General features: G+C 53.8%; 29 protein-coding genes and 2 pseudogenes. 27 read left to right on the top strand and 4 right to left on the bottom strand.

Annotated elements, in window-relative coordinates; all coding sequences use genetic code 11:
* Nucleotides 1–10: 10 nt before the first annotated feature.
* The 5 genes from ACQ86N_RS42785 to ACQ86N_RS42765 all read left to right on the top strand — a co-directional run bounded on the left by ACQ86N_RS42785 (nucleotide 11) and on the right by ACQ86N_RS42765 (nucleotide 4137).
* Nucleotides 11–649 (top strand): 2'-5' RNA ligase family protein, encoded by a 639-nt coding sequence (locus tag ACQ86N_RS42785; protein WP_431212378.1) that lies wholly within the window; start codon nucleotides 11–13, stop codon nucleotides 647–649.
* A 15-nt stretch (nucleotides 650–664) separates the two neighbouring features.
* On the top strand, nucleotides 665–1768 hold the full coding sequence (locus tag ACQ86N_RS42780; protein WP_431212377.1) for a PA0069 family radical SAM protein: 1104 nt from the start codon (nucleotides 665–667) through the stop codon (nucleotides 1766–1768).
* A gap of 30 nt (nucleotides 1769–1798) precedes the next feature.
* Nucleotides 1799–2755, top strand: a complete 957-nt coding sequence (locus ACQ86N_RS42775; RefSeq protein WP_431212376.1) for a Gfo/Idh/MocA family protein — start codon at nucleotides 1799–1801, stop codon at nucleotides 2753–2755.
* 49 nt (nucleotides 2756–2804) lie between these two features.
* The gene (locus tag ACQ86N_RS42770) at nucleotides 2805–2930 is read left to right on the top strand and encodes a hypothetical protein (protein ID WP_431212375.1); all 126 of its coding nucleotides are present in this window, start codon (nucleotides 2805–2807) and stop codon (nucleotides 2928–2930) included.
* 358 nt (nucleotides 2931–3288) lie between these two features.
* A complete protein-coding gene (locus tag ACQ86N_RS42765) occupies nucleotides 3289–4137 on the top strand; it encodes a pyridoxal phosphate-dependent aminotransferase (protein ID WP_431212374.1) in 849 nt (282 codons plus the stop codon).
* Nucleotides 4138–4202: 65 nt separating this feature from the next.
* Here ACQ86N_RS42765 and ACQ86N_RS42760 read toward each other — a convergent pair whose 3' ends face one another.
* Nucleotides 4203–4592 carry an Hpt domain-containing protein gene (locus ACQ86N_RS42760; protein ID WP_431212373.1) on the bottom strand — a complete coding sequence of 130 codons (390 nt, stop codon included), beginning with the start codon at nucleotides 4590–4592 and terminating at the stop codon, nucleotides 4203–4205.
* A gap of 105 nt (nucleotides 4593–4697) precedes the next feature.
* Here ACQ86N_RS42760 and ACQ86N_RS42755 point away from each other — a divergent pair, with 105 nt between their 5' ends.
* The 3 genes from ACQ86N_RS42755 to ACQ86N_RS42745 all read left to right on the top strand — a co-directional run bounded on the left by ACQ86N_RS42755 (nucleotide 4698) and on the right by ACQ86N_RS42745 (nucleotide 9655).
* Nucleotides 4698–6830 (top strand): ATP-binding protein, encoded by a 2133-nt coding sequence (locus ACQ86N_RS42755; protein ID WP_431212372.1) that lies wholly within the window; start codon nucleotides 4698–4700, stop codon nucleotides 6828–6830.
* A 642-nt stretch (nucleotides 6831–7472) separates the two neighbouring features.
* Nucleotides 7473–9020 (top strand): hypothetical protein, encoded by a 1548-nt coding sequence (locus ACQ86N_RS42750; protein ID WP_431212371.1) that lies wholly within the window; start codon nucleotides 7473–7475, stop codon nucleotides 9018–9020.
* Between the two features lie 173 nt (nucleotides 9021–9193).
* Nucleotides 9194–9655, top strand: coding sequence for a hypothetical protein (locus ACQ86N_RS42745; RefSeq protein WP_431212370.1), 462 nt, complete (start codon nucleotides 9194–9196; stop codon nucleotides 9653–9655).
* A 6-nt stretch (nucleotides 9656–9661) separates the two neighbouring features.
* On the opposite strand, the gene ACQ86N_RS42740 is transcribed toward ACQ86N_RS42745, so the two are convergent.
* Genes ACQ86N_RS42740 through ACQ86N_RS42730 form a run of 3 tightly spaced genes read right to left on the bottom strand, consistent with a single transcriptional unit; the run spans nucleotide 9662 to nucleotide 12020 of the window.
* On the bottom strand, nucleotides 9662–9811 hold the full coding sequence (locus ACQ86N_RS42740; RefSeq protein WP_431212369.1) for a hypothetical protein: 150 nt from the start codon (nucleotides 9809–9811) through the stop codon (nucleotides 9662–9664).
* On the bottom strand, nucleotides 9808–11121 hold the full coding sequence (locus tag ACQ86N_RS42735; protein ID WP_431212368.1) for a hypothetical protein: 1314 nt from the start codon (nucleotides 11119–11121) through the stop codon (nucleotides 9808–9810). The genes ACQ86N_RS42740 and ACQ86N_RS42735 overlap by 4 nt, the downstream gene beginning before the upstream one ends.
* A complete protein-coding gene (locus ACQ86N_RS42730; protein ID WP_431212367.1) occupies nucleotides 11064–12020 on the bottom strand; it encodes a hypothetical protein in 957 nt (318 codons plus the stop codon). Before ACQ86N_RS42730 ends, ACQ86N_RS42735 begins: the two co-directional genes overlap by 58 nt.
* Before the next feature lie 410 nt (nucleotides 12021–12430).
* Between ACQ86N_RS42730 and ACQ86N_RS42725 the strand changes: the two genes are divergently transcribed.
* From ACQ86N_RS42725 to hisH, 19 genes and pseudogenes are all read left to right on the top strand, one after another.
* Complete coding sequence (locus ACQ86N_RS42725; RefSeq protein WP_431212366.1) at nucleotides 12431–12934, top strand: UpxY family transcription antiterminator; 504 nt, start codon at nucleotides 12431–12433, stop codon at nucleotides 12932–12934.
* A 39-nt stretch (nucleotides 12935–12973) separates the two neighbouring features.
* A complete protein-coding gene (locus tag ACQ86N_RS42720; RefSeq protein ID WP_431212365.1) occupies nucleotides 12974–13813 on the top strand; it encodes a polysaccharide biosynthesis/export family protein in 840 nt (279 codons plus the stop codon).
* A 24-nt stretch (nucleotides 13814–13837) separates the two neighbouring features.
* Nucleotides 13838–16093: a GumC family protein gene (locus tag ACQ86N_RS42715; RefSeq protein WP_431212364.1), complete on the top strand. Its 2256-nt coding sequence runs from the start codon at nucleotides 13838–13840 to the stop codon at nucleotides 16091–16093.
* A 188-nt stretch (nucleotides 16094–16281) separates the two neighbouring features.
* Nucleotides 16282–16854, top strand: a complete 573-nt coding sequence (locus tag ACQ86N_RS42710) for an acyltransferase (RefSeq protein WP_431212363.1) — start codon at nucleotides 16282–16284, stop codon at nucleotides 16852–16854.
* Complete coding sequence (locus ACQ86N_RS42705; protein WP_431212362.1) at nucleotides 16851–17495, top strand: Gfo/Idh/MocA family protein; 645 nt, start codon at nucleotides 16851–16853, stop codon at nucleotides 17493–17495. Before ACQ86N_RS42710 ends, ACQ86N_RS42705 begins: the two co-directional genes overlap by 4 nt.
* Entirely contained in the window at nucleotides 17416–17868 is a 453-nt protein-coding gene (locus ACQ86N_RS42700) for a Gfo/Idh/MocA family protein (RefSeq protein ID WP_431212361.1), read from the top strand. The genes ACQ86N_RS42705 and ACQ86N_RS42700 overlap by 80 nt, the downstream gene beginning before the upstream one ends.
* Nucleotide 17869: 1 nt before the next feature.
* A complete protein-coding gene (locus ACQ86N_RS42695) occupies nucleotides 17870–18187 on the top strand; it encodes an ABC transporter permease (protein WP_431212360.1) in 318 nt (105 codons plus the stop codon).
* Nucleotides 18117–18692, top strand: coding sequence for an ABC transporter permease (locus ACQ86N_RS42690; protein ID WP_431212359.1), 576 nt, complete (start codon nucleotides 18117–18119; stop codon nucleotides 18690–18692). Before ACQ86N_RS42695 ends, ACQ86N_RS42690 begins: the two co-directional genes overlap by 71 nt.
* Nucleotides 18693–18839: 147 nt before the next feature.
* A pseudogene (locus tag ACQ86N_RS42685) lies at nucleotides 18840–19196 on the top strand (ABC transporter ATP-binding protein); the annotation flags it as partial.
* Between the two features lie 430 nt (nucleotides 19197–19626).
* Nucleotides 19627–19926: a hypothetical protein gene (locus ACQ86N_RS42680; RefSeq protein WP_431212358.1), complete on the top strand. Its 300-nt coding sequence runs from the start codon at nucleotides 19627–19629 to the stop codon at nucleotides 19924–19926.
* The gene (locus tag ACQ86N_RS42675) at nucleotides 19923–20564 is read left to right on the top strand and encodes a CatB-related O-acetyltransferase (protein WP_431212357.1); all 642 of its coding nucleotides are present in this window, start codon (nucleotides 19923–19925) and stop codon (nucleotides 20562–20564) included. Before ACQ86N_RS42680 ends, ACQ86N_RS42675 begins: the two co-directional genes overlap by 4 nt.
* 12 nt (nucleotides 20565–20576) lie before the next feature.
* Nucleotides 20577–21263, top strand: coding sequence for a hypothetical protein (locus ACQ86N_RS42670; RefSeq protein WP_431212356.1), 687 nt, complete (start codon nucleotides 20577–20579; stop codon nucleotides 21261–21263).
* Complete coding sequence (locus tag ACQ86N_RS42665; RefSeq protein ID WP_431212355.1) at nucleotides 21193–21780, top strand: glycosyltransferase; 588 nt, start codon at nucleotides 21193–21195, stop codon at nucleotides 21778–21780. Before ACQ86N_RS42670 ends, ACQ86N_RS42665 begins: the two co-directional genes overlap by 71 nt.
* A 29-nt stretch (nucleotides 21781–21809) precedes the next feature.
* Nucleotides 21810–22295 carry a hypothetical protein gene (locus ACQ86N_RS42660; RefSeq protein ID WP_431212354.1) on the top strand — a complete coding sequence of 162 codons (486 nt, stop codon included), beginning with the start codon at nucleotides 21810–21812 and terminating at the stop codon, nucleotides 22293–22295.
* Nucleotides 22261–22878 (top strand): annotated as a pseudogene (locus ACQ86N_RS42655) (glycosyltransferase); the annotation flags it as partial. The gene ACQ86N_RS42660 and the pseudogene ACQ86N_RS42655, both read left to right, overlap by 35 nt.
* A 65-nt stretch (nucleotides 22879–22943) precedes the next feature.
* A complete protein-coding gene (locus ACQ86N_RS42650) occupies nucleotides 22944–23711 on the top strand; it encodes a hypothetical protein (protein WP_431212353.1) in 768 nt (255 codons plus the stop codon).
* Between the two features lie 37 nt (nucleotides 23712–23748).
* Nucleotides 23749–24780 carry a glycosyltransferase gene (locus tag ACQ86N_RS42645; protein WP_431212352.1) on the top strand — a complete coding sequence of 344 codons (1032 nt, stop codon included), beginning with the start codon at nucleotides 23749–23751 and terminating at the stop codon, nucleotides 24778–24780.
* Complete coding sequence (locus ACQ86N_RS42640) at nucleotides 24756–25064, top strand: glycosyltransferase (protein ID WP_431212351.1); 309 nt, start codon at nucleotides 24756–24758, stop codon at nucleotides 25062–25064. Before ACQ86N_RS42645 ends, ACQ86N_RS42640 begins: the two co-directional genes overlap by 25 nt.
* Entirely contained in the window at nucleotides 25061–25678 is a 618-nt protein-coding gene (hisH, locus tag ACQ86N_RS42635; RefSeq protein ID WP_431212350.1) for an imidazole glycerol phosphate synthase subunit HisH, read from the top strand. Before ACQ86N_RS42640 ends, hisH begins: the two co-directional genes overlap by 4 nt.
* The last annotated feature ends 39 nt before the right edge of the window (nucleotides 25679–25717 follow it).

Genomic DNA, 25717 nt, shown 5'->3' with positions numbered 1-25717 from the left:
ACAAGAGAACATGAAACAGGCTGTAAGACCCGTTGCTGCTGTCCTGAACGAGAGCTATAAAAAGCAACTCGCTACCAACGAATACCTGCTGGTCCTCAATCCCCGAGAGGAGCTTTGCAATAGGATCCAGCGGGTGAAGAAGGAGTTTTATGAGATCTATCAGGCGCCATCGGCTATCGGAGGCAAACCGCATATCGGACTAGTCCGGTTTACACAACTCGATCTGATGGAAGAGCGCATCGTACAACGGCTGCGCACCATCGCCATGGGTTTTAGCCCCTTCATGGTAGAGCTGAAAGACTATGGCAGCTACCCTTCCCACAGCATTTTTATCAACGTGATCAGCAAGCTGCCCATAAGGGCGCTGCTCAATGAGGTCAGGGACGTGCAGCGGCTGATGAAGCTGGACAAGGAGCACAAGCCCCATTTTATCGAGGAGTCGCACGTGCCGATCGCGAGAAAACTATTACCCTGGCAGTATGAGAAGGGCTGGCTGGAATACAGCAATAAAAGTTTTACCGGCAGGTTTGTGGCGGATGCGATGCTGCTGCTGCGTCGTCGTCAGGGTGACAGGGCCTGGCAGATCGTCGAGAGGATGGCCTTTCAGAATCTGCCTGTCAACACGCGGCAGGGCGAGCTGTTTGGTTAAATCAATCGAATCATTATGACAGAACAACCAGCGGAAGGACGGGGTCTGGATGACCGCGAGCCTTCACCTATACAATACTTAAAGGGGAGGGGCGCCCAGTTCAATCCCAAAAACCGGTTCCTGAAGAACGAGACCGTCAAAGAACACGTGGAAGGGATAGACGACTGGATCGAGCCCAATGTAGAGACACAGTACCTGGAGGAGACCGCAAAAGGCATCGTCAATAAGGTAGACAGCCCCGACGTGGGTATGTTTTACAGCATGAATCCTTACCAGGGCTGCGAGCACGGCTGTACCTACTGCTATGCCCGTAACGTACACGAGTACTGGGGCTACAGCGCCGGCCTCGATTTCGAACGCAAGATCATCGTCAAGAAGAACGCGCCCGACCTGCTGCGCAAATTCCTGATGAACCCCAAATGGGAATGTCTTCCCATCTCGCTCAGCGGGAATACGGACTGCTATCAGCCCGCCGAAAAGAAATTCGGCATTACCCGCCGGCTGCTCGAAGTTTGCGCGGAATTCAACCAGCCGGTAGGGATCATCACCAAGAACGCCGGTATCCTCCGGGACAAGGATATACTGACCGAAATGGCAAAAAAGAGGCTGGTTTCCGTACTGGTATCGACGACATCGTTTGACGAAGAGTTGCGAAGACTGATGGAACCCCGTACGACCACGGCGAAACAGCGGCTGAGGACGATGAAGGAGCTCAGCGAGGCAGGAGTCCGCACCGGAGTCATGCTCGGGCCGATGATCCCCGGCCTGAATGAGCACGAAATGCAGCGTATCATGAAGGCGGCTTCCGAGAACGGCGCCACCTTTTCAGCTTATACCTTTATCCGGCTCAACGGCGCGATCAAGCTGATCTTCCACGACTGGTTGTACAAGACCTTTCCGGACAGGGCCGACAAGGTATGGCACCTGATCGAGGCGAGCCACAACGGCAAGGTCAACGACAGCCGCTGGGGCGTGAGAATGCGCGGCGAAGGGAATATCGCCGAGCTCGTCGCGCAGCAATATAAAAGGTATACGCAGAAGTATGGTCTCAATGCCGAGCGGTGGGAGCTGGATTGTTCGCAGTTCAGGAGGCCGGGGCAGCAGATAAGTTTGTTTTAGCGTAGCTTTGGTCGTATAACCTTCTGCGACATGCTGAAATTCTGTATCATTGGCTGCGGACGCATTGCCGCGCGACATGCGGAACACATACACAGGCTGGGCCGGCTGGTTGCCGTCTGTGACGTCGTAGAGGAAAGGGCGCGGCAGCTTGCGGCGAAATATGGGGCCGACTATTATACTTCCGTAGACGATCTGCTGGAGGGTGCCGGGCAGGCGGATGTGGTGGCGGTTTGCACACCCAACGGTCTGCACGCCGGGCATTCCATAAAAGCGCTCAACAAGGGTTTTCACGTACTCTGCGAAAAACCCATGGCGCTGACCGTCGAAGACTGCAGGAATATGATCGATGCCGCGGAAAAGGCCGGCCGGCAATTGTTCATCGTAAAGCAGAACAGGTTCAATCCGCCGGTGGCCGCGGTCAAGAGGCTGATCGACGAGGGACGTCTGGGCAAAATATACAGTGTGGAGCTCAGCTGCTTCTGGAACAGGGATGCCGGCTATTACGCGAATTCGTGGAAAGGTTCCCTGGCGCTGGACGGAGGGACGCTGTTCACCCAGTTCAGCCATTTTATCGATTTGCTCTACTGGATCGTCGGGGATATAAAGGAAGCGCAAGGCTACGCCGCAAATTTCGCGCACCCGGATATAGCCATCGAAGACACCGGTGTGGTCACCGTCCGGTTTTACAACGGAGCCATCGGCACCATCAACTATACCGTCAACAGTCATGGCAGGAATATGGAAGGCTCGCTGACACTGTTTGGCGAAAAAGGAACGGTAAAGATCGGCGGCCAGTATCTGAATGAGCTGGAGTACCAGGATATCGAAGGATATCAGATCGGCGATCTTCCGCCGGGAAACCCCGCCAACAACTATGGCTTTTATCAGGGGTCCATGTCCAACCACGATAAAGTATATGCGCGCGTCGTGGAAGCCGTGGGCGGTCACCCCAGTGGCCGGCAGCGGGGGCGGACAAGGCGGCGATGATAGCGGTCGCGCGGACACTGGCGAGTCGGGGATCCGCGGGGACACGGATATGTCGGGGACAAGCGGGGACCACCTCGCGGCCGGCCTGCCGGAAGGAGCCAACGCCAGCGGGTTGGAGGGCCTCAAAACTGTCGAGATCATCAGTAAGATCTATTCCAGCGTGAGACGGCTGTGAACCAATGTTCTTTTAAAAACTTTTCATATGCTTTACCGTCGGATGCCAATCGAAATTGAGTCGCCGGAGCAGCTGGGTTACGGAAATATCCGTAACAATCTTTCCGAGAGTTCGTATACCGATGCCTTTTTCCGCGACATACCGCTGCCGGCGGATCTCCGTGATCTGGTACTCTGCTATGGGTCACACGCAGGCCACGAGGGGCTGAGACGCCTGATCGCGCAGGACTCCGCGGGAGCCGCCCGGACGCAGGACAATACCCAGGGAACCATCAGACCCGGGACTATCACACCCCCAAACATACTCCGCCCTGAGGACGTCCTGCTGACCATCGGTGCGGCGGGCGCGCTGTTTATCATTGCCACAACCCTCCTCGGACAAGGACGACGAGATCGTCGTTGTCCGCCCCAACTACGCCACGAATATCGAGACGCCACGCGCCATCGGCGCGAAAGCCCGCTATATCGATCTCCGGTTCGAAGACGGATTCGCGCTGGACCTGGAAAAACCAGGCGCCGCCATCGGACCGCGCACGAAGTATATTTCGGTAACCTATCCGCACAATCCGACCGGTGTCTGTCTGAACGAAGCCCAACTCGGAGCGCTGGTGAGGCTTGCAGAGAGCCGTGGTGTTCGCCTCCTGGTCGACGAAACCTACAGGGACATGGTATTCGGGGAACTGCCGCCCCCGGCGGCGGCGGCCTCACCGCTCGTGATCAGCGTCTCTTCGCTGTCCAAAACCTATGGATTGCCGGGCTTGCGGACCGGCTGGATCGTCTGCAGGGACGAGCAGCTGATGGAACATTTCCTCGCCGCCAAGGAACAGATCCATATTTGTGGCCCCGTACTGGACGAAGAGCTGGCTTATCGCTACTGGATGCACAAGGCGGAGCACTATCGACTCATCAGGGGAGACATCGCGGAGAAGTTCGCGATCGTAAAGGACTGGATGGACCACCAGAACGACTTCGAATGGGTGGAGCCGGGAGGCGGATGCGTTTGTTTTCCCCGGATCAAACGCGCGGACGGATTGGATATGGATCAATTCTACCGGATACTGCTGGAGAAGTATGGCACCTATGTGGGTCCGGGACATTGGTTTGAGATGCCCCGGCACTATATGCGGATCGGTTTTGGATGGCCGGCGAAACTGCAGCTGCGGGAAGGACTGGAGGCACTGGGAAATACACTGAGAGATGTGGGGTAGGCGCGTTCGACGGTTCACGCGGGGACCACGCCTGAGGAAGTCCGGTTCACGCGACTGGCCATACGCTATGGATTCTGATTAAACTTAACCAATCTCGCCTGTTCCTCCTGGATAATAGCCCTGGCATGGACCAGTTGCTCGAACAGCGGGCCGTATTCCGCGGCCAGAGCCGAACAGGACGGGGCGTCCTGACAGGCATTCTCGAACTTCACACACCGGGCCTGGATCTCGGTCAGCCCCACAAAGCCAAATAAGGGTTTCATCTTATGGATCGCACTTTTTAGAACCCTGGGGTCTCCCTCATGGAAACTGGTATTTATTTTTTGGACAAATGAGTCGTATTCGAGCAGGACATCGGTAAATGTCTCTTCGATCATTACATAATCGCCTGCATATAACTCGATTATGTATTTGCCGTTGACGGCTTCGCTAAAGACGAATGTCTTATCGGACATAGACTGGGTTATGCGGTCGAATGGGATATACAACGGGGGCCATAATAATTTATTGCCTTCGAACGTTCACGTATAGGGTGGTAAAAAAACCCTTATTCGAATCCTGTGAGCAACCCATTCGTACTTATTCAATCCTTCTATGAGGACATCGTCTATTCCGGCCTCCGGGAAGACTATGCCCCAGCGAAAAGGAAAAAGACGATCCGGTTCAACCAGTTCATCCTCCTCATCCTCATCGCTCACTTCGTCTGCGTCATCTCCTATTTCTGTTTTGGTCTATATATCAGTGCGCTGATCAATCTGTCGGCAGCATACGTCTTTATCATCGCCTATCATCTCAACCTCAGAAGAAAATACCTGATCGCCAGGCTGGTGTCCATCGTGAACCTTAACCTGTACCTGGTGATCATGAACTATATGGAAGGCCTCAAAGCAGGAGAGTACCTCTTCTTCTTTCCGTACTTCCTGATTATGACCTTTATCATCAGCTTCCGGAAGAATTTTATCGAACTCGGGTTTGCCTATCTGGTCACGATGGTATCCCTTCTCTTTTGTTACTATGTCTGCCCCCAGGAGAACCACTACCAGGTGCATATCGTGAATATGTTCGGAAGGCTATACGAAAGTAACCTGCTCATCGCCCTGATCCTGACCACCTTCTTTTCCTACGCGATCGTACGCATCAACCGCAACAACGAAGAGGCGATCCTCAAGGAAAAACAGTTTGTCGATACGATCTTCAATACCTCACTGGACGGCGTGTTCATACTGGACGCGGAACGGCTGGCTATCACCGACTGTAACAACAGGGCACTCGAATTACTGGAAATAGACGACAAGCGGCAGATCGTCGGCTCCCCGATGGAAAGCCTATTTACCAAGGAACATATTCAGCTGTTCAGGGGAATCAAGGGCAGTCCGGGCGACGAACGCATCAACAGCTGGCAGGGCGAGCTGTCCCTGACCTCGAAAAAGGACAATACCATCTTCGCTTTTGTCAACGTAGTCCCGTTCTTCGAGGACTCCCGCCATTTCTGGAAGATCAGCATTCTCGATATATCAGAGATAAAGATGACCCAGTTCGAGCTGATGAAGGCCAAGCAAAAGGCGGAATCCGCCTCGAGGGCCAAATCGAGGTTTCTCTCGAACATGAGCCACGAACTCCGGACGCCGCTGAACGGTATCATAGGGGCATCGCATCTCCTGCTGCAGGAGCAATACCTGGAAGACCAGCGCTCGCACCTGGAGATCCTCAAGTTCTCGTCCGAGCATATGATGACCCTCATTAACGAGATCCTCGACTTCAACAAGATAGAGTCCGGCAGGTTCGAACTCGAGAACGTACCCGTGAATATGCGGGCCTTTCTAAGAAAACTCGAGACCCAGTTCTCCGTGCAGGCCCATACGAAGGGACTTCTGTTCAATGTGGATATAGACGAGAATCTCGAGGTGGAGTACCTGACCGACGAGACCAGGCTCAACCAGGTACTGAGCAATCTGCTATCCAATGCCATTAAATTTACCCAGAAAGGCGGTATCACCCTTGGCGCCAGAAAACTATCGTCGAGCAGCAAGAAGTCCATTATACAGTTTATGGTACAGGACACGGGCATCGGGATCCCGGCGCACAAGCAGCAGGAGGTCTTCGACAGCTTTACACAGGCGGATACGGATACTACCCGCAAATACGGGGGGACGGGTCTGGGTCTTGCCATCAGTAAAAGGCTGGTAAGTCTTTTTGCCGGCGAGCTGATGCTGCAAAGTGAGGAAGGAAAAGGCAGTACCTTTCATTTTAACCTCGAGCTGGAGATCAACGAGAACGCGAAGCTCTATATCAATGACGAGAAGGTCAAGCAACTACCCGTTTTTGAGCGGCTGCGGGTACTCGTGGCGGAAGACAATTTTGTCAATATGTCCGTGGCCCGGAAGTTCCTGACCAAATGGGGCATCGAAGTGCACGAGGCGGTCAACGGGCTCGAGGCGGTGGAGAAGTTCAGACGCGGCAATTTCGACCTGGTGCTGATCGACCTCGAAATGCCCGAGATGGACGGGATCACCGCGCTGGCGGAGATCCGGAAGATGCAGCCCGCCATCCCGGCCATCGCCTTCACTGCGGCCGTGTATGAGGATATGCGTATCGACCTGATCAAAAAAGGATTCATGGAGGTGGTACCGAAGCCCTTCCGGCCCGAGGACCTTCACAACAAGATACAAAAGCTGGTGGCCAACCGCGCCTGAGCCCACCGGGCCACCGCGCATACCCGATGAGGCGAGCCCGCCGCGACCCGCAGAGCCCGTCCCGACCCGCAGACCCCGTTACCACCCGCAGACCCCGCCACCCCCCGCAAACCCTTCCCACACCCGCGAGCTCCACACCCACTGAACCCAGCCGCATGAAAAACCCGGCCACACCTCGCTGCGCCCCCCGCCGATAGAACGACAAACCCCGCCGGACATCACGTTATAACTGCCGGCAAAAAAAACTTCCGGATTTTTTTCAAATTCATTGCGAAGAAGTGAAAAAGATTTTTAAATTTGTAGAGTTCCAAAGCACAATTATATGCTACGACAGTATACACATACGACCACTCTTTCCGGGTATAACCCGATTAAGGTGTGTATATCCGCGGGGCAAACTGCTGCTTAACTTTAAAAAAGAGATCCAGCATATAAAAGCCCCGCCGACCGCGGGGCTTTTTCGTATGAAAACCGTGAACCACAGACATAGAAAGCTATTTAACATTACGCTGATACAGCGTGAAAAGGCAAACTATTGCCCGGGACCGGGCTATATCGAATGATAGTGTTAGCAATAGGCACTATACAGGAGACCCGGTCGGCGACGACCGGGTTTTTTTATAAAACAGAAAGGAGGTAGCCATGAAATTCAATTTTAGCCTGAAAAGAAGACAACCAGCCGGGGCCCACTACACATTTGTAAAGGGAATGGATGCGAACCCAAAAGGAATGGACACAAGACCGGGAATGGAGCCGAAGGCCGGAATGCCCGATGCTCAATGGGAATTGTACACCAGCCTGCTCTCCGCAGCCCTGTCTTCCAGCGCCGGTCCGACCGGCGACGCCCTCGCCGCCGTCCGCGAAGGCATCCGCAGCAACGACCTGGAGTTTGTGACCAGTCTCGCCCTTTATCTGAAGGAGCGAAAGAATATCGGTCATCTGGCTTTCCTTCTGACCGCCGAGTTCGCGGCGCAGCCCGGCAACGACGAAAAGGCGGCTCCGCTGGTAGGCGAAGTCGTTCGTCAGGCAAAAGATGTTCCCGCATGGCTGGATTATTTTCAAGTCGCAAGCAGAGGGCAAAAACCCGGAAAGGCTATCCGAAAGACCCTGTCGGGGCTACTCAACCAACTGGAAGACTATTCCTTCAGCCGGTACAGCAGGGAAATACAGGAAGGCATCCGGCAGGCCCTGCTGCTCGTCCGCCCCAAAGCAGCGAGCGGCAGCCAGAAGGCATTGTTCAATAAGATAGAACGCAATCAGGTAGCGCTCAGGCCTACCTGGGAGCAGGAGTGGCAGGCCCTGCACCAGCAGCACTACGATAGCCCCGAACAGCGGCAGGTGATCCTGCGCGACAAATGGAAAGAAGGGATCTCCTCTTTCCGGATAGGATATACGGCCCTGCTGGATAACCTGCAGCCCATGCTCTGCACGGGTGTCAGCGGGAAAGTGCTCAAACTGGCGGCTGAATACCTCGGAAATACCGCGGCCGTGACGAGGGCGGGACATTCGCCGCTGAAGATGCTGGAAGTCTACCGCGGCCTGAAACGGAAGGACCAGGGCGGAGCCGGTATGCTGTCCGAAGCGCTGGAGCTGGCAGTTCTCCACAGCACCTGGAGCCAGTCGGATTTTGGCAGGAATGAAATATCTGTCATAGCCATGGACGTTAGTAACAGCATGAAGCGTCCGGTCCGTGCCGGGGCGGATGTTCTGCGGTTCGACGTCGCGCCTCTGCTGGCGATGTTGTGGAAAAGCCGCGGCGACCAGGTGATCACCGGATTTGTCGGCAATACCTGGAAGCCCCTTGAGCTGTCCAACAGACCGGTCCTGTCCGCAACCGACGAACTTCGCCAGCGCGAAGGCGAGGCAGGCTACGCCATCAACGCGCACCTCGTCATTCAGGACCTGCTGCGGAAACAACAGGTTGTCGACAAAGTGCTCATCTTTACCGATACCCGTCTTTGGGACAACCGGACCTTTAATCAGGCAGCAGGTACCAACCTCGGGGACTGGTGGAGACTGTACAGGAGCCAGATGGCGCCAAACGCAAAACTGTATCTGTTCGACCTCGCGGGATATGGCGCCAGGCCGCTCGAGCTACTGGAAGATGGGGTACATCTCGTTGCCGGGTGGAACGAGCAGGTGCTGGATGTCCTGGCCGTACTGGAGAACAGGCCCGACGCGATCAGCTAACAAAACTCAACCCAGCCGCCGGACCGACCCCGGCGGCTTTTTTGTCGTATCGACGTTTTCCTTAACTTAGGCTCTCAAATCGTCTTTTATACATGGAGCCTCCTTCGTGGCCTGCACGATTCAGCCGTCTTCGACAGCTTTTTTGGTTTTTCTTATTCCTTACCATCGCCTATATGATCTGGGTCAGGGGCTTTCTGGCTCCCCTGAATTCGGGTGAGCTCGTCCAGTTCGAGATCGCCAAGACAGTCGGCAAGGCCCAGCTGATCATCGACAACTGGAAGACTTCCGGGAAGTACGAGCAGGTGGTAAAAAGCACCAGCTTCGCCTATGTTTTCATGATCCTGTACACCCTGGCCATTGCGCTGGGCTGCCGTTTTATCTCGGCCTGCACGGGCAATGAGATCATGATCAAAGGAGGAAGAGGTTTTGCGTGGCTGATCCTCGTGGCCACGACCTGCGACGTGGTCGAGAACATCGCACTCGCCCATACCATCCGCGGACCCATCTCGCAATGGGATGTCACCATCGCCTACGACCTGGCGCGGGTCAAATTTTCCATCGTTATCGTCTGTCTTCTCTTTATGCTGGCCTGCACACTTTACTGGGCCGTCGGCAAACTGGCCGGCGAGAAATAACGGCGTCTACTCCTTCCTCCATTCCGCCTGCCGGCTATCATGACTTGCCGATACATTATAGTATCCACTCTTCGTGACCAGATAAGTCTCCGGATTTCCGTCGGCGTCCCTGGTGAAGATCCGTCCACCCTGCTGCAGCAGCATATCCGAACTCACTTTATTGATACTTTCGATCCCCTCTCCATAGTCTTCCGGTGCACGTCCTTCACCGCATTGGCGTTGCTGAAATATACGCCTTTGATCGTCCGTGTCGCCGGCTGGTCGAGGGTGATCGTGTGAGAAGAGGCGTCCCAGGCGACAACGCGGAACTGCGACCTCCGCCAGTGCTGGTTGCCCTGCGAGTTGATAAAGCGGTTGCAGTACATAAGACCGCCGTGCGTGAGGAATTTTTGGAAGTCGCCGAAGTCGGTCTTTACATTTGTTATCTGGTTGCTTCCGGCAGTAATATCTCCCAAAAAACTCATGGTATATAACGGCAGAAAAACCGACAGATACAGCCGCTCTCCGCCTTTCAAAATGGAAGGAATATAGGAAAGCGTGAAGTTGTTCGCCGTCACAGAAGTGACCGTCCCCAGTATTGCCTGGATATTCTCCCCCGGGCTGTTGCAGATGACATCGCCTTTTTTCACCCTGCCCGCCTGCTCAGGCCCGAGCGGGACAACGGCGGACCGGACGCCGCTGTTGTCGGTGGTGATATTCAGCGTAACACCGTTACCCATGAGGTCGATGGGATAGGCCATCGCAGGCTCGGCGTTATCAGTCGTCAGGGACACAGCACCGCTGGTGATCTTGTAGTGCCCGTAGCTATGGCACTGCGAAGCCTCGGCCGGATATGTATTGCGGCTGCCCGACAGACCGAGGGGACACGCGGAGCCCTGTACAAATGTGTTGACGAAGCTGGGGTAGTCGCGAACGGAATAGACGGCAAAAGGAACCGTCTCGAACGAACAGCCCATAAAGGTAGAAGACCCGTGAATGGTCACCGGCTGGAAGGTTCCGTACATGCGGATATTACAACCGATAAAAGTTACGCCCGAGCAGTCGATCTGTGGATTGGTGTATTCCCCGGTCTCATTAAAATAATAGGCAAAGCCAAGCTCGGAAGACTCCACCGTGGTCGACTGGTTCGAGAAGATCAGGCCGAAACGGCCCAGCGATTCGGCAAAAATATTACGGAAATGCGAGCCGAAATAGCCGCCCTGGTTGTTAAAAACCAACTGGTTTACAAATCCCGCGATATTCGCGTTCTCCACGTACCAGTTGCCCGGAGTATGCGCTCCGTAGAGGCCCGTGGCAAACACCGTGTGTGTCGTCCCCCAGCAACCCAGATTCGTAACCACATTGTCCTTCTCCTGATCCTGCGAACCCGAGATACATAGCTTGGTATTGAGGAACTGGATCTTGTTGATCAGCGTAAGCTCAGCGTTGCGGGTAAAGGAGTTGGGGGAAGAACATACGCCAACCACAAAACTGCTGATGAAAACATCCTCGATGTCGACCCCGGTCGACCCCGAAGACGCTCCCGTACCCCGATACCGGGAACGATACCCTGGGTAGCCGCCGTCCTCGGGGATCTGGCTTGCGCTATTGCTGAACGGATCGATGACGATACCCGCATAAGGGGAGAAGTCGGAATCCCGGCAGGTTGGGTCCTTGAACTGGTCGAACGTCGACCGGTAAAAAGAGAACTTGTCCCGGAAGGGGGCTTGAATCCGCCGATGATCTTTAGCCGCCTGATCTTGTTGCCTTTCCCCAGTTGTACACCGATCGCAAATTTATCCTTGAAGTCACACTGGATCGTAGTACCGTTGCCCGACGACTCCCAGAAAGACGACTCGCCTTCAAGATTGGTGCTATGGAAGCCATAGCCGTTGCCGGCGAGACGATAGAGCATTATCGGCTGAGAGATCTCATAAACGCCCGGTCCCAGGTGAACCGTAGTATATTTGTCGCCATAGTTCGTGCAGAAATCTACGGCCTTCTGTATGGCGGCCCAGTCATCCTTTCCGTCTCCCGGTATAGCCCCAAACCAGCGCACGTCCACAGTCCCGTTGTTGGTCATTCTGCGAAAGCGCTTGCCGGAAGCCGTCACCAGCACCATCGCGCTGTCGTCGGGCGACTGCTTGTCACTGGCGTCAGCCACGAATATGCCCTGCCGCCCGGCGTCTGTCAGATACAACTCGTCGGCCAACCCGGCCGGCGCCATCGACCGGATAGCTTTCATATTCTGTTTTGGAAGGATCGAAGTGTCGGGAGAGCTGATGTAAGAAGGAGCGCCCGGGTGGGCCAGCAAAGAAGTCCGTGTAGCCAGCAAAAGGCGCATGCCGCAAGCACGCGAAAGAGGTAGATCATAGCGTAGTCTCATATCATTGGATTTGCGGCTCCAAGATAGTAGATTCTATCTTCTTTTCTATCCTTAATGCCTTGTTTTTCAGTTTTCAATTAAAATCGTCAAATGTCAAAATCCCCCTATATTTGCACGGTGACAAAATTCGGGCAGCGGCCATGCGAATTTGTATGAAAGTCAATACAATATTTCCAGGCAATTAAAGTTTAGTGTGCGAGAATTGAGATGCCTTTTAAATTTTTATATTCCTATGAGCCCTAAGGTTGTGAGATCTATCCATATTAAGAGCTTTATTAAAGGGTATAAGGAGTAGGAAAGGCATAATACTCCCTTGTACCCTTCGTCATTATTATACGTCACCCATGAAAATGCAAACCTTTAATAATCAGTCGCTTAAAACCTGAAAATGGGACTGAGGAGGCGAAGCTATGTCCGAAGACAACAAGAACTGGTACGCTGTATATACTAAACCACGGTGGGAGAAAAAGGTTTACGGACAAATGACCCGGGCAGGGATCGAAGCGTATTGTCCGTTGAACAAGGTGCGCAGGAAGTGGAGTGACCGGATAAAATGGATAGAAGAGCCGCTGTTCAAGTCCTATCTTTTTGTGCGGGTGCCTGAGGGAGAGCAGAACCGGGTGCGTATGGTGGATGGGGTCGTGAATTTTGTCTATTGGCTGGGTAAGCCGGCCGTCGTGCGCGAAAAGGAGATACAGACGATCCATAAATTCCTGAATGAGTACAGGGAGGTCTGGGCAGAGCCCGTCGGACTGGAGAAGGATGCCCAGGTGACCATCCGTCAGGGCGTGTTCATGGACAGGAGGGGAAAGATAATAAAGGTTATGAACAATAAGGTGCAGGTCGTTATCGAAAGCATTGGCTACCGGCTGCTGGCACTGGTTGACAAATCAAATCTTACAACGGTCGAATAGCATATAATTTTTTGACAAAATATGTCCACTATTTTTTCAATGCGGAAGAGTTGGCTGGTCTTTGGAGCGGGTCTTGTCATACTGGCCTGTTCGATGGCTTCGTGCGGCAATACAAGACATCTTACTTACATGCAGGGGAAGTTCGATACGACCAAACTCAGTGAGGTCGTGATCACAGAGCCTGTGATCCGCAAGGGAGACCTCCTCAGTATTATCGTGTACAGCGACAACCCAACCGCTACGGCATTGTACAACCAGTCCCTCGTAACCGTCGGCAGCTCCGGCGGCCAGACCGGCTCGGGCGCTAATGGCGCGGGCGGTGGCAGTGGGTCCAGCGCGGGGGCCTCAGGCGCGGGTTCCCCGACCACGCCTGGATACCTGGTAGACGAAAAAGGCGATATCGAATTTCAGGGCCTTGGCCGCCTGCACGTGGAAGGCCTGACAAAAGGCGCGCTGAAGGATACGCTCGATGCCAGGCTGATGGTCTATTTGAAGAATCCCTATTACACCATCCGTTTTATGAACTACAGGTTCACCGTACTCGGTGAGGTCATGCACCCGGGGATCTTTGGAATTCCGGGGGAGCACGTCAGTCTGCTGGAGGCCATCGGCCTTGCGGGAGACCTGACCTTCTATGGCAGAAGGGACAACGTGCTCGTCATCCGGGAGACCAACGGCAAGCGGGAATGGGGCCGGCTCGACCTGACCAAACCCGAAATAATGTCCTCTCCCTATTTCTATTTGCAGCAGAACGATGTGCTCATCGTGGAAGCGACAAAAAAGAAAGTGGCGGCCAGCGATCAGGTTACCGTTCGCAATGTCACTATAGCGGCAACTATCATTTCGGCCCTTGCGATCGTTTACAGCATATTCAAATAACTATTTGTATAGATATGAAGTCCTATGTCTGAACAGAGTAAAGAGATAGACACCACCAACCCATTAGTAAGCCGGGACAACAAATTGTCCATGGGCCCAAAAGAATTTATTGCCAGATACCTCAAGTACCTGCCATGGATACTGGTCTCGCTGGCCATCTTCATTGTCCTTGCTTTTATCAAGATCCGTTACTCCTCGCCCATTTATCGGGTCATGTCGTCGCTGCTCATAAAGGACGAATCCCAGCAAATGAGCGCGCAGTCGGACAAGAACATCAGCTTCAGCGAGCTATTCATGAACCAGGGGTCCGTGAACCTGTACAATGAAGTTCAGATCCTGAAATCGAGACCCGTTCTGCAGCGCGTAGCGAGGGACCTTGACCTGCAGCGCCAGTATAATAATAAAGGCAGCATACGGACGAGCCTGCTGTATGAGACGAAGCCCTTCACCCTTGTCGTTCTGCACGTGGGGGATTCCAGCGCCGGATTTAGTTTTCAGGCCAATGCCATCAACGATACCCAGTTCCTGCTGGATGGCAGCAAGACGCCGACATCCTATGGTCAGCCATTCCAGATCGGCCGGAACACCTGCTCGCTCACAAGGAATATGGACGTCAATCTTGGCATGTTCCAGTCGAAGATCTTTATCGTCAGCTGGCTTCCCCTGGCAGATGCTGCCGAACAACTGCTCGGTCAGATCGCGGTGGCCCAGCCCGAAGACCAGGCGACCATTCTTACGCTTGCCTACCAGGGAGAGAATGTGAATCTGGGTAAGGACGTCCTCAACACGCTGATGGCCGTCTACGACACGCTTATCGTAGAAGGAAAGAGCCGGATAGCCTATATCACACTGAAATTTATCGACGACCGCCTGAACAATATCCGGGATGAGCTCAACGGGGTGCAAGGCAACCTGAAGAACTACATGATCAACAACCAGGTCTACGATGTCGACGAACAGTCCCGGAGATACCTCGACAACCTGTCGGCGGGATCGAAAGAAAAGGCGGAACAGGAGATCAAGGTGAACGTCGTCAACTGGCTGCTGGAATATATCCAGAACAGCAAGAATCAGTATAATGCCGTCCCAACCAATCTCGGCATCGTTGAACCGGCGCTGCAGCAGCTGATCACGGAATACAACCGGCTGCAGCTCGAGCGGGAGGCCAATCTGAGAACGACCAGTACGAACAACCCGCTGATCATCTCGCTGCAGAACTCACTGGAAAAAGTAAGGTCCGATATACATACCGCCCTGCTCAGTGTCAGACAGGCCTATATGATCGCCGGACAAAATCTGCAACAGCAGGAGTCGCAGCTCCAGGGCCGCATCAAGGGGCTTCCCGGCAAGAGCATGGACATGCTCAATATTACGCGCCGGCAGAAGATCCTGGAAGACCTCTACTCCTTCCTGCTGCAGAAGAAACTGGAAACATCCATTTCGTCCGCCTCCACGATCTCCAATTCAAAGGTGGTCGAGCCCGCGATCGGCTCACTTTTACCAATCGAACCGAACCGAAAGAGCATCTATACTTTTTACTTATTTCTGGGCATCCTGATACCCGGCGGAATTATCGTGCTGAAAGAGGTCCTGCAGGATAAAGTGCGGGACCGCGCCGATATCGACCGTCACACCCAGACTCCGATGCTCGGGGAGATCGGCCATTCCAGCAACGAACAGACGCTGGTGGTCACCAGGAACAACCGTCACTTCATATCCGAGCAGTTCAGGATCATCCGGACGAACCTGCAGTATGTCATCGGAAAGAATGAACGGCCGGTGATCATGATCACGTCCTCTTTCAGCGGAGAGGGAAAGTCCTTTGTCAGTACCAACATCGCCGCGGCCATGGCGCTGGCCGGCAAAAAGACGGTGATCATGGAATTCGATATCCGCAAGCCGAAGATCGTATCGGGTCTCGACCTCAAACGGAAGATGGGCATTACCAACTACATTATCGGAAGGTCTTCCTTTGAAGAGCTGCTCGTGAAAGTAGAGGAGATCGACAATCTTTATGTGATCCCCTGCGGTCCCATACCACCCAACCCCGCAGAACTGCTTATCGATCCCCGCCTCGACGACCTGATGAAGGAAGTCATGCGCGAATTCGACGTCGTGGTCATGGACACGGCCCCGATCGGTCTGGTCAGCGACGCCATGAACCTCAGCCGCTACGCCGACTGTACGCTATACATCGTACGTCAGGGGCACACTTTCCGCAAACAGCTGAATATCGTAGAAGACCTTTATACACAAAAAAATTACCTCGTCTTTCCCTGATCCTGAATGACGTAAAAGCCGAAGGCGGCTACTACGGAAGCTATGGCTACGGCTATTATGGAGGCTACTCCTATGGGAATACCTCCGGATATTTCGAGACAGAAAAGCGCAAGAAGAAATCATTCTTCGACTTCCTGACCGGGCGAAAGATAAAATAAACTATCCTGCTTAACGTTTCTGTCGCAGATATGTCTTACAAAGCTCACCCCACTGCCGTGATAGATGAGGATTGCTCGATAGGCGAAGGAACGCGGATCTGGCATTTTTCCCATGTCATGCCCCATTGTGTTATCGGCAGGAACTGCAATCTCGGTCAGAACGTCGTTATATCTCCGCAGGTCGTATTAGGCGACAATGTGAAGATCCAGAATAATGTCTCCGTATATACGGGTGTCGTCTGCGAAGACGACGTGTTTCTGGGTCCTTCCATGGTTTTCACCAACGTAATCAATCCCAGAAGCGCGGTAGTCCGCAAAGATCAGTACCGGGAGACCCTCGTACGCAAAGGGGCCAGCATCGGCGCCAACGCAACAATAGTCTGCGGTAATGAAATAGGCGAATATGCAATGATTGGCGCGGGGGCGGTGATCACCCGGCCGGTGCCGGCCTATGCCCTCATGGTTGGCAATCCGGCCAGACAGCTGGGTTGGGTCAGTGAATACGGACACCGCCTGCAGTTCGACGAACAGGGGCGCGCAGCCTGCCCGGAGACCGGACAAAACTATCAACTTAAGGAAAATAAAGTAATACGACTGTTGTGAATTCAAAAGTAAAATTTGCGGTCATCGGATGCGGACATATTGGAAAACGTCATGCCGCGATGATCACAAACAACCCCGACTGTGAGCTCGTAGCAATGGCGGATGTTGCCGACAAAAATAAGCTCGGCCTCGATAACTATCAGGTACCATTTTTTTGCTCCGTCGATACGCTGCTGACGGAAGCCCCTCCCTTTGACGTGCTGAGCATCGCTACCCCGAACGGACTGCACGAGGAACACGCGCTCAAAGGCCTGACCGCAGGCAAACACGTGGTCATCGAGAAGCCGATGGCGCTCACCAAGGCCGGATGCGAGAAGATCATCTATGAAGCCCTGCACCGTCACAAACAGGTGTTCTGCGTCATGCAGAACCGGTATTCGCCCCCTTCCGTGTGGCTGAAGGAAATCCTGCAGAACAAGCTGCTCGGCGAAATATTCATGGTGCAGATCAACTGCTTCTGGAACAGGGACAGCAGGTATTACAAGAATGGAGGCTGGCACGGCACAAAAGGCCTCGACGGCGGGACACTCTACACCCAGTTCTCCCAGCTTCATCGATATCATGTTCTGGCTGTTCGGCGACATCGAGAATGTCCGCGGCAAATTCAGGAACTTCAATCACTCCGGTCTTACCGAATTTGAAGATTCGGGGCTCGTCCAGTTCGATTTTGTCAGCGGAGGCATGGGCTCGCTGGCCTATACGACCTCCGTCTGGAATGAGAACTACGAAAGCAGCATGACCATCATCGGCGAAAAGGGTACCGTCAAGTGCGGAGGCCAGTACATGAACAAGGTGGAATACTGCAATATCGAGAACTATACCATGCCCGAACTGCCGCCTTCCAACCCGCCGAACGACTACGGTCCCTACAAAGGATCGGCGGCCAACCACCATTATATATATGAGAATATCTGCGACGTGCTCAGTGGCAGGGGACCGATCACGACCAATGCCCTGGAAGGGCTGAAGGTCATCGAGATCATCGAAAAAATCTATCAGCTAAAATCGAACTAATATGCCGGATGAACTGATCATAGAGGCGGGTGCAGCCGAAAAACACTACTGGCTCGACCTTTGGCGCTACAGAGAGCTCTTCTATATTCTGAGCTGGCGCGATATCCGGGTAAGATACAAACAGACGGCAATCGGTGCGGCGTGGAGCATTATCAGGCCGTTGCTAACCATGATCATCTTCACCGTGATCTTCGGACGGATCGCCAAACTGGGTGAAGTTGGCGGCCCTCCCTATGCGATCATTGTCTATGCCGGAATGCTGCCACTGGCAATTCTTTTCCAACGCGCTCAGCGAGGCGAGCGGCAGTCTGATCGGTAACGCCAACCTGATCACCAAGGTCTATTTTCCAAGATTGATCGTTCCCGCAAGCTCTGTCATCGTGAGCCTGGTAGATTTCGGCATCTCTTTCCTGCTGATGCTCGTACTGTTTATCTGGTTCCGGTTTGTGCCGTCATGGCATATGATATTCTTACCCATCTTTACACTCACGGCTTTTTTGGCATCGCTCGGTACGGGCCTGTATGTAACCGCCCTCAACGTCAAGTATCGCGACTTCAGGTACATTATCCCATTCATCGTACAATTCGGGCTTTATGTATCCCCGGTCGGATTCAGCAGCTCCCGGGTGCCGGAACAATGGCGCCTGTTGTATTCGCTGAACCCGATGGTCGGTGTTATCGACGGCTTCCGCTGGTGCATTCTGGGGGAAGAGAAGATCTATGTGCCCGGCTTTATCCTTTCGAATTTAGTAATTGTTCTGTTTTGTTTTATAGGCGTCCGGTATTTCCGCAAGACAGAAAAAACATTTGCAGATAATATTTAGTTCCATGTCCTCCCCGATAATCAAAGTAGAACAGCTGTCGAAGAAATTCGTGCTCTCGCACGAAGGCAAAGAAAATACAAATCTTTGCGTGACGAGATCGTTACCAAAGGCAAGCGCCTGGTCCAGAAGCAGCAGCGCAGCAAGACCGTGAAAGAAGAATTTTATGCACTCAAAGACGTAAATTTCGAAATACATCAGGGCGACCGGCTGGGCATTATCGGGAGGAACGGGGCGGGAAAAAGCACGCTCCTTAAAATACTGAGCCGGATCACCGAACCAACCAGCGGCCGTATAACCCTCAGGGGTAGGGTCGCCTCTCTGCTCGAAGTAGGCACCGGCTTCCATCCCGAGCTGACGGGTCGGGAAAATATCTTCCTCAACGGCGCCATTTTGGGCATGGGCCGGAAGGAGATCAGACAAAAATTCGACGAGATCGTGGATTTCGCGGAAGTCGAACGCTTCCTCGATACCCCGGTCAAGCGCTATAGCAGTGGTATGTACGTCCGGCTGGCGTTTGCAGTCGCTGCCCACCTGGAACCCGAGATCCTGATCGTGGACGAGGTGCTCGCGGTAGGGGATGCCCAATTCCAGAAGAAATGCCTCGGCAAGATGGAAAAGGTCAGCGTGGATGAAGGCCGTACCGTCCTCTTCGTCAGCCACAATATGGGTGTGATAGCCCAGTTGTGCAAGACCGCGATCTGGATGGACAAGGGGCAAATGCAGCTGCTGGACAACGTCTCCGCCGTTATTCAGAAATACTCGTCTTCCGGCTACGGCCAGAACAACGTATATGTCGGCACCAAAATGGACTCGGCGGCAAATTTCGCGCTGATCGAGACCTATCTGCCCGACGGAACGCTGACCAACTCCGTCCTCTTCGACCGAGGACATTATCTTGAAATGCCGGATCTCCAAAAATTCGAATCTCTCGTCCATGTCGGTCGGATTCGCGCTGCTGGATACCCTGAAACACAAGGTCTTTACCAGCCATTTCCACCTGGAGAAGTCGGACCTCGAAGGAAGATCGGAGATCACGCTGCAGTTCGCCATCCCCAAACGCACCATCGTGCCGGGATTCTATTCTTTCGATGCCGCTCTATTCAAGGCCGGCGCGGAAGGATACGAATACCTTTCCGATATATGTCATATCGAGATCGTCGATAGCGGTCACCAGATGAGCTACGACACCAATTTCGGGTCGGTACTGGTGGACTGTAAATGGGACTTTATATGATCGGCAGGACGAAACTTTACCTTTCCTTTCTCCGGCAGCTGTGGCGGGAACGCAAAACGGCGCTGACAAAGAAGTTTCGGTCCTATAGAGACTATCATCGGAAAGGGCTGGGGTATCATGGCAACAACCATTTCCGGGACATACAATTCGGCATCAATACCTATATCAGCTATAATGCGATCGTCGAATTTTGCGATATCGGGAACTACTGTTCGGTGGGGCCGAATACGGTCATCGGATTTGGAGAACATCCCCTCAACCAGCTGAGCACGAGTCCATATATCTACAGACATAAGGACGGGATTGAAAATACCTCATCGGGTGATCCGCTCTATGCACGCGTACGGATCATGAACGATGTATGGATTGGCGCAAACGTATTTATCAGGAACGGCGTCACGATAGGGAATGGAGCTGTAGTAGCGGCCGGGGCGGTCGTGCTTCACGACGTACCGGACTATGCGATAGTGGGCGGTGTTCCCGCGAAAGTGATAAGATACAGGTTCAATGAGGCGACGATCGCCTTTCTGCTCCGGTCGAAATGGTGGGAAAAAAGTCTCGATCAACTGGATGCCGCGACCGTCAGTGAGATGAACAGGGAGATCACCAGACTGAATGCACCGGGCGGGGCCGTCTAAACGTGGTAAATTATGAAGATCCTTATAGTTTCTGATCAGGAGACGTCCGGCGGTGCTGCAACATCCACGACCAACCTGGTGAATGGGTTATTGCTCTCCCGAGAAGACGAAGTATACAGACTGGTGGCCTTTCACGATAGCCGGTCCTACAGCTGGCAGAGGATAGAATTCTGGCAAAGGGATACGCTGGTGAAAAAGGTTTTTATGCGGGTCTTCCAAAAACTGCCCCGGGCAGCCAGGAACAGGCTGGCCAACAGGCGTTTCAGACGTATACTAAAGGAGATCAGACCGGACGTCGTCAACTTTCATAATATTCTCTGGGGACGGGAGATGGGAATGAACGTAGAAATGTTCTCCATAGCCTCGGAGTTTTGCAAAACTTTTGTCACCATGCACGACATGTGGACGATAGTCGGATTCCCCTATGACCTCCGTGTGATCCGGGACAAGCGCATACTGGATGGATGGACCCTGCCCGAAGTACACGTACAGGGACGATCCGAGAGTGAAATGGTCGCGGAGCGCGAGTCTGTATTCCGGGAAAACCCCATCCGGATTCATCGCTCCTTCGAACTGGATTGCCGGCGAACTGCTGGCACGCCATCCTTTTTTAAAAGACCAGGTTCGGGTGATCCCTTACGGGATCTGGACAGATATCTTCAAACCCACTGCCAAACAAGGCGGCGGCAACACCGGTAAGATCGTTGTCCTGGCCTCGGCTGCGTCGCTGTCACACGTCAATAAGGGATTTCATATCCTGTTACATACCCTTCAGAACAGAGGGGATAACTCAGACATCAGGCTGCTGATCATGGGAGAGGACTCGGAAGTCAGGAACGTGGTATTTCCCGGAACGCTGGAAGTCGAGTTTCTGGGGTTTGTCTCCGCGAAGGAGGAGAAGGCGGCCGTCTACAACCGGGCAGACTGTCTGGCATTTCCTTCTTTTGCCGACAATCTGCCAAATTCGGTGATCGAGTCGGTTTCCTGCGGGACGCCCGTGATCGCTTTCAATGCCGGCGGAATGCCTGACCTGGTCATCGAAGGCGTATCCGGCTGGATCTGCGACAAGATTGATCTGGACGAATATGCAGAAGACATTCGAATCGGCTATCCGGCAGCCGAAACAGGGCGTCCGTCTGCGCGATTCCTGCCGGGAGTTTGCGCTAAAGAATTTTACGCTGGATACACAAGCCGTGAAATACAGAGAACTTTTTAACCATAACTAACCGGGAGATTCCAATATCAATGAAAGTCAGGATTGTAAAGGATTGGACCGAGCCGGACATTTTCAGACAGACGCCGGGAAACAGCGGGGCGTGGGACAATATCGAGTTTACGCTCGGCAATACTTTTTGTGACTATGTGGTCGTGCTCAACGTACCCGACCGCGATATCTATACGTATTCCCGCCGCGGCGGGAGATGGCTGATGAGCCAGGAACCTCCCCACGAGGCGTACCGGTGGCAGACGCCAAGCTATGCCCGGTTCGACAGAGTATACACGTTCTGGGACCCATCGGAATTTCCGGACCGCCGGATCATCAATGAACAGACGGCCCTCCCCTGGCATATCAATAAGAGCTATGACCAGCTGAAGGCGCTGGAACCTTCGGATATTCCTTCGAAAAAAGACGGCATTTCCTGGATCACCAGCAACCTGAACAAGCGCCACTGGTCACGCACTCAGACTGGCCTTCATGGAATATATGCAGTCCCGGAATTTTCATTTTGAATTATTCGGCCGCGGCTTTCAGCCGATCGATGACAAGTTCGACGGCATCGGACCCTACAAATACAGTATCGCCATCGAGAACTTCAGCTGCAACGACTACTGGACCGAAAAGATCGCTGACTGCCTGCTCAGCTGGACGATGCCCATTTACTACGGAGCCGTGAATATCGCCAGCTATTTTCCGGAAAAGGCGATGATCCGGATCGACCCCAACAAGCCGGAAGAAGCGCTCCGCATCATTCAGGAAGCCGTGGACTCGGACGCCTGGTCGAAGAACCTCGAACATATCCGGGAAGCACGACAGCTGATCCTCGACAAATACCAGTTCTTTCCCTATATAGCCAATAAGATCAGGCAGTCCGGGCCGGAAGGACGGAAGAAGTTTTTTTCATTCCAAAGCAACTCAACTAAGATGGCGCAGCCAACGGTGTCCGTGCTAATGCCCGCTTACAACTGTGAACGATACGTCGGAGATGCCATCCGCGGAGTACTGGAACAGACATACACCGACTTCGAGCTCATCGTGATCAACGACGGATCGACGGACGGTACGGCGGCAGTCATTCGCGCATTCAGGGACGACCGCATCGTTTTCTGGAAAACGAAAAGAACATTGGTTTGGTCCGGACCCTCAACCGCGGGCTGGACGTGGCCAGAGGAAAATACATCCTTCGTACGGACGCGGACGATATCGCGCTTCCCGGCATGGCAGCCTCGCTTACAGGATTTATGGAATCCCATCCCGACTATGTCATTTGCGGAGGGAATATGCAGGTCATCGGGGAGAAAAGAGTTTTCACCTATATCTCCGACAACGACCACCTGAAAGTATTTACACTTAATCTCTGCCCTTTTTCACATTCGACGGTGATCATCAGAAGGGCCGCGCTCGAGGAAAAGGGCCTGCGATACAACGAATTTTATAAGGATGGCGAAGACCACGCCCTGTGGTCCGAACTGCTCCCATACGGGAAATTTCACAATCTCGAAGAAGTAACCCTGCTCTACCGCGAGAGCACCACGCAGATAACCGCCAGCAAATCCTACTCGGCGGGCTACTCCGCCCTGAGGCGCAAAGTGTTTGCCCTGCAGGGCACGCGTTATTTCGGGCTTTCGGCCGAAGAGGCGGAAGACTACGCCAGGCTTATCACGCAGGCGGAGCCCTCCGGCACCGCCGAACTGGCGAGAATGGGTGAAACAATGCTGAAGGCGCTGCGGGCCAACGCCGGCAACGGGTATTTCGATCCGGCACTGCTCCGCCAGTCCCTGTTCGTAAAATGGCACTGGATCTGTCTCTGCTCGTATTCACTCGGCCGCAAGGTCTTCCCGGTATACTTCCGGTATATCGCCGCCTCGGGGAATATGCTCCGGCTCAAGTCCCTGGGAACGCATCTGATTAAAATGATTAAACCCTGACACCCCTTAACCCTCCCGAACCCCCGATATCCCCCAAATGAAGGTGCTGATCATTTCTTCGGAGCCGCTGGACCCTTCCAACACCCTCCCATCCACATTCGAGCTGACGCAGGCACAGATCCTGTCCAGGCAGTTCGACGTGGCGATCATATCCGTGAGGTCCGACGCTTCCCTCACCGGGATGGGCAGGGCACTCCTCCGGAAATTACTCGGCAGGAAAGAAGACAAAACTTACGCTACGATTTTCGGGCATATGTCCAGGGCTTTTCTCCACTGCACCGGCCTCCGGAAGGTGGTGAGAAAACATACCATCGAAGGCATAGCAGTATACGAAGGGATAGGATACCATTTCAGGGGACCCGGCAATCCGGTAGCCGCACTTAACGTGTGGGTAGAGGCCGGGATGAGGGCCTTTGCGGAGGCAGCCCACCACCCCGGGAACACCCCCGTCGTGGTTCACGCGCACGGCCGCTTCCTCTTCGCCGGAGCGCTGGCGCTGGAGGTAAAGAAAAAATATGGCTTCCCATACGTCTACACCGACCACAGCACGTTCTACCAGCGGGGTATCGCCCCGGCTGCGCTGAAGGACGTTCTCGGAAAGATCGTTGACAATGCATCCCGTGTCATCATGGTCAGCCGGTCGCTGCTGTCGCACGTCGAAGGCTATCTCGGAAGGCCCCTGCCGGAGGCGGTGATCCTGCCGAACGTAGTGGACACCCTGTTCGAGTCTCCGCTGCCGGCCCGCCCCCCGGCCAACGGTCAGTCCGAATTACCAGCAGCCAACCGGGAATTCATATTCGTAAACGTCGCGTCTCTCGAGCACAAAAAAGGACAGGACCTCCTGATCCGCGCCTTCGCAAAGGCCTTCCGGTCAAACCCGTTCATAAAACTCCACCTCTGCGGCAACGGCCCGCTCGCAGACGAGCTGAAGGCCCAATGCCGGCAGCTAAGGCATAGCAGAGTCCGTAGAATTCAGGGGCTGGCTGTCGAAATCCGAAGTCCTGGCCGTTCTCGACGGGTCGGATTTTTGTACTTCCCAGCAGAATGGAGACCTTCGGCGTCGTCGTAATCGAGGCGCTGGCCAGAGGGATCCCCGTCATCGCCACCCGTTCGGGCGGCCCCGAATATATTCTCGACCCGTCCCTCGGGCTGCTGATAGAGCCCGACGACGAAGCGCAGCTGGAACAGGCGCTGGAGCAGGCATATTCGGGACGTGCGCTACAGGATCCCCAGGCTCCTCCAGGACGCGCGAAATGGGACCCGCAGACGATACGCCAGACTGCTCTTAAAAGGTATGGGTCCGACGAATTTTTAAAGAACATGGTCACATTATATAATTCTGTTGTCCAATGATAGCCATCGTCAACTATGGAGTAGGAAATCTTACATCCGTTTACAACATGTTGCGCAAAATCTCCGTTGATGCGGTTATTACATCCGACGCCGGAGAGATCGCCCGCGCTGCCAGGATCATCCTGCCAGGGGTAGGGGCCTTCGACCATTGTATGCAGCTATTCAACGGCTCGGGTCTGAGAGAGCTGGTAACAAAACGGGCGCTGGAAGAAAAAACCCCGTTGCTGGGTATTTGCGTCGGCATGCAGATGCTCACCGGCGGCAGCGAGGAGGGGAAAGAACCCGGTCTGGGCTGGATCAGCGGAAAGACCGTCCGGTTCTCCAAAGAAAGGATCGGCGACCTGAAAATACCGCATATGGGCTGGACGGACGTCAGCGTAAAAAAGAATTCGGCGATGGTATCCGATTTTTCGGACGCTTTCCGTTTTTACTTCGTTCATTCTTACCACGTAGTACCGGACGATCCGGCCGATATCCTGCTCGCCGCAGAATACGGCTATGAGTTCACCGCCGCCGTGGAAAGAAATAATATCCGCGGAGTACAGTTCCACCCCGAGAAAAGCCATCGCTTCGGGATGCAGCTGCTCCAGAACTTTGCAACAACCGTCGAATGAGCGGAGCAACACCCGCCACCGAAAGACCTGAATAACAAC

Origin of the sequence: Puia sp. P3 (genome assembly GCF_050632245.1) — a bacterium.
GTDB lineage: Bacteria > Bacteroidota > Bacteroidia > Chitinophagales > Chitinophagaceae > Puia.
This window is presented reverse-complemented; position numbering and strand designations above follow the sequence as displayed.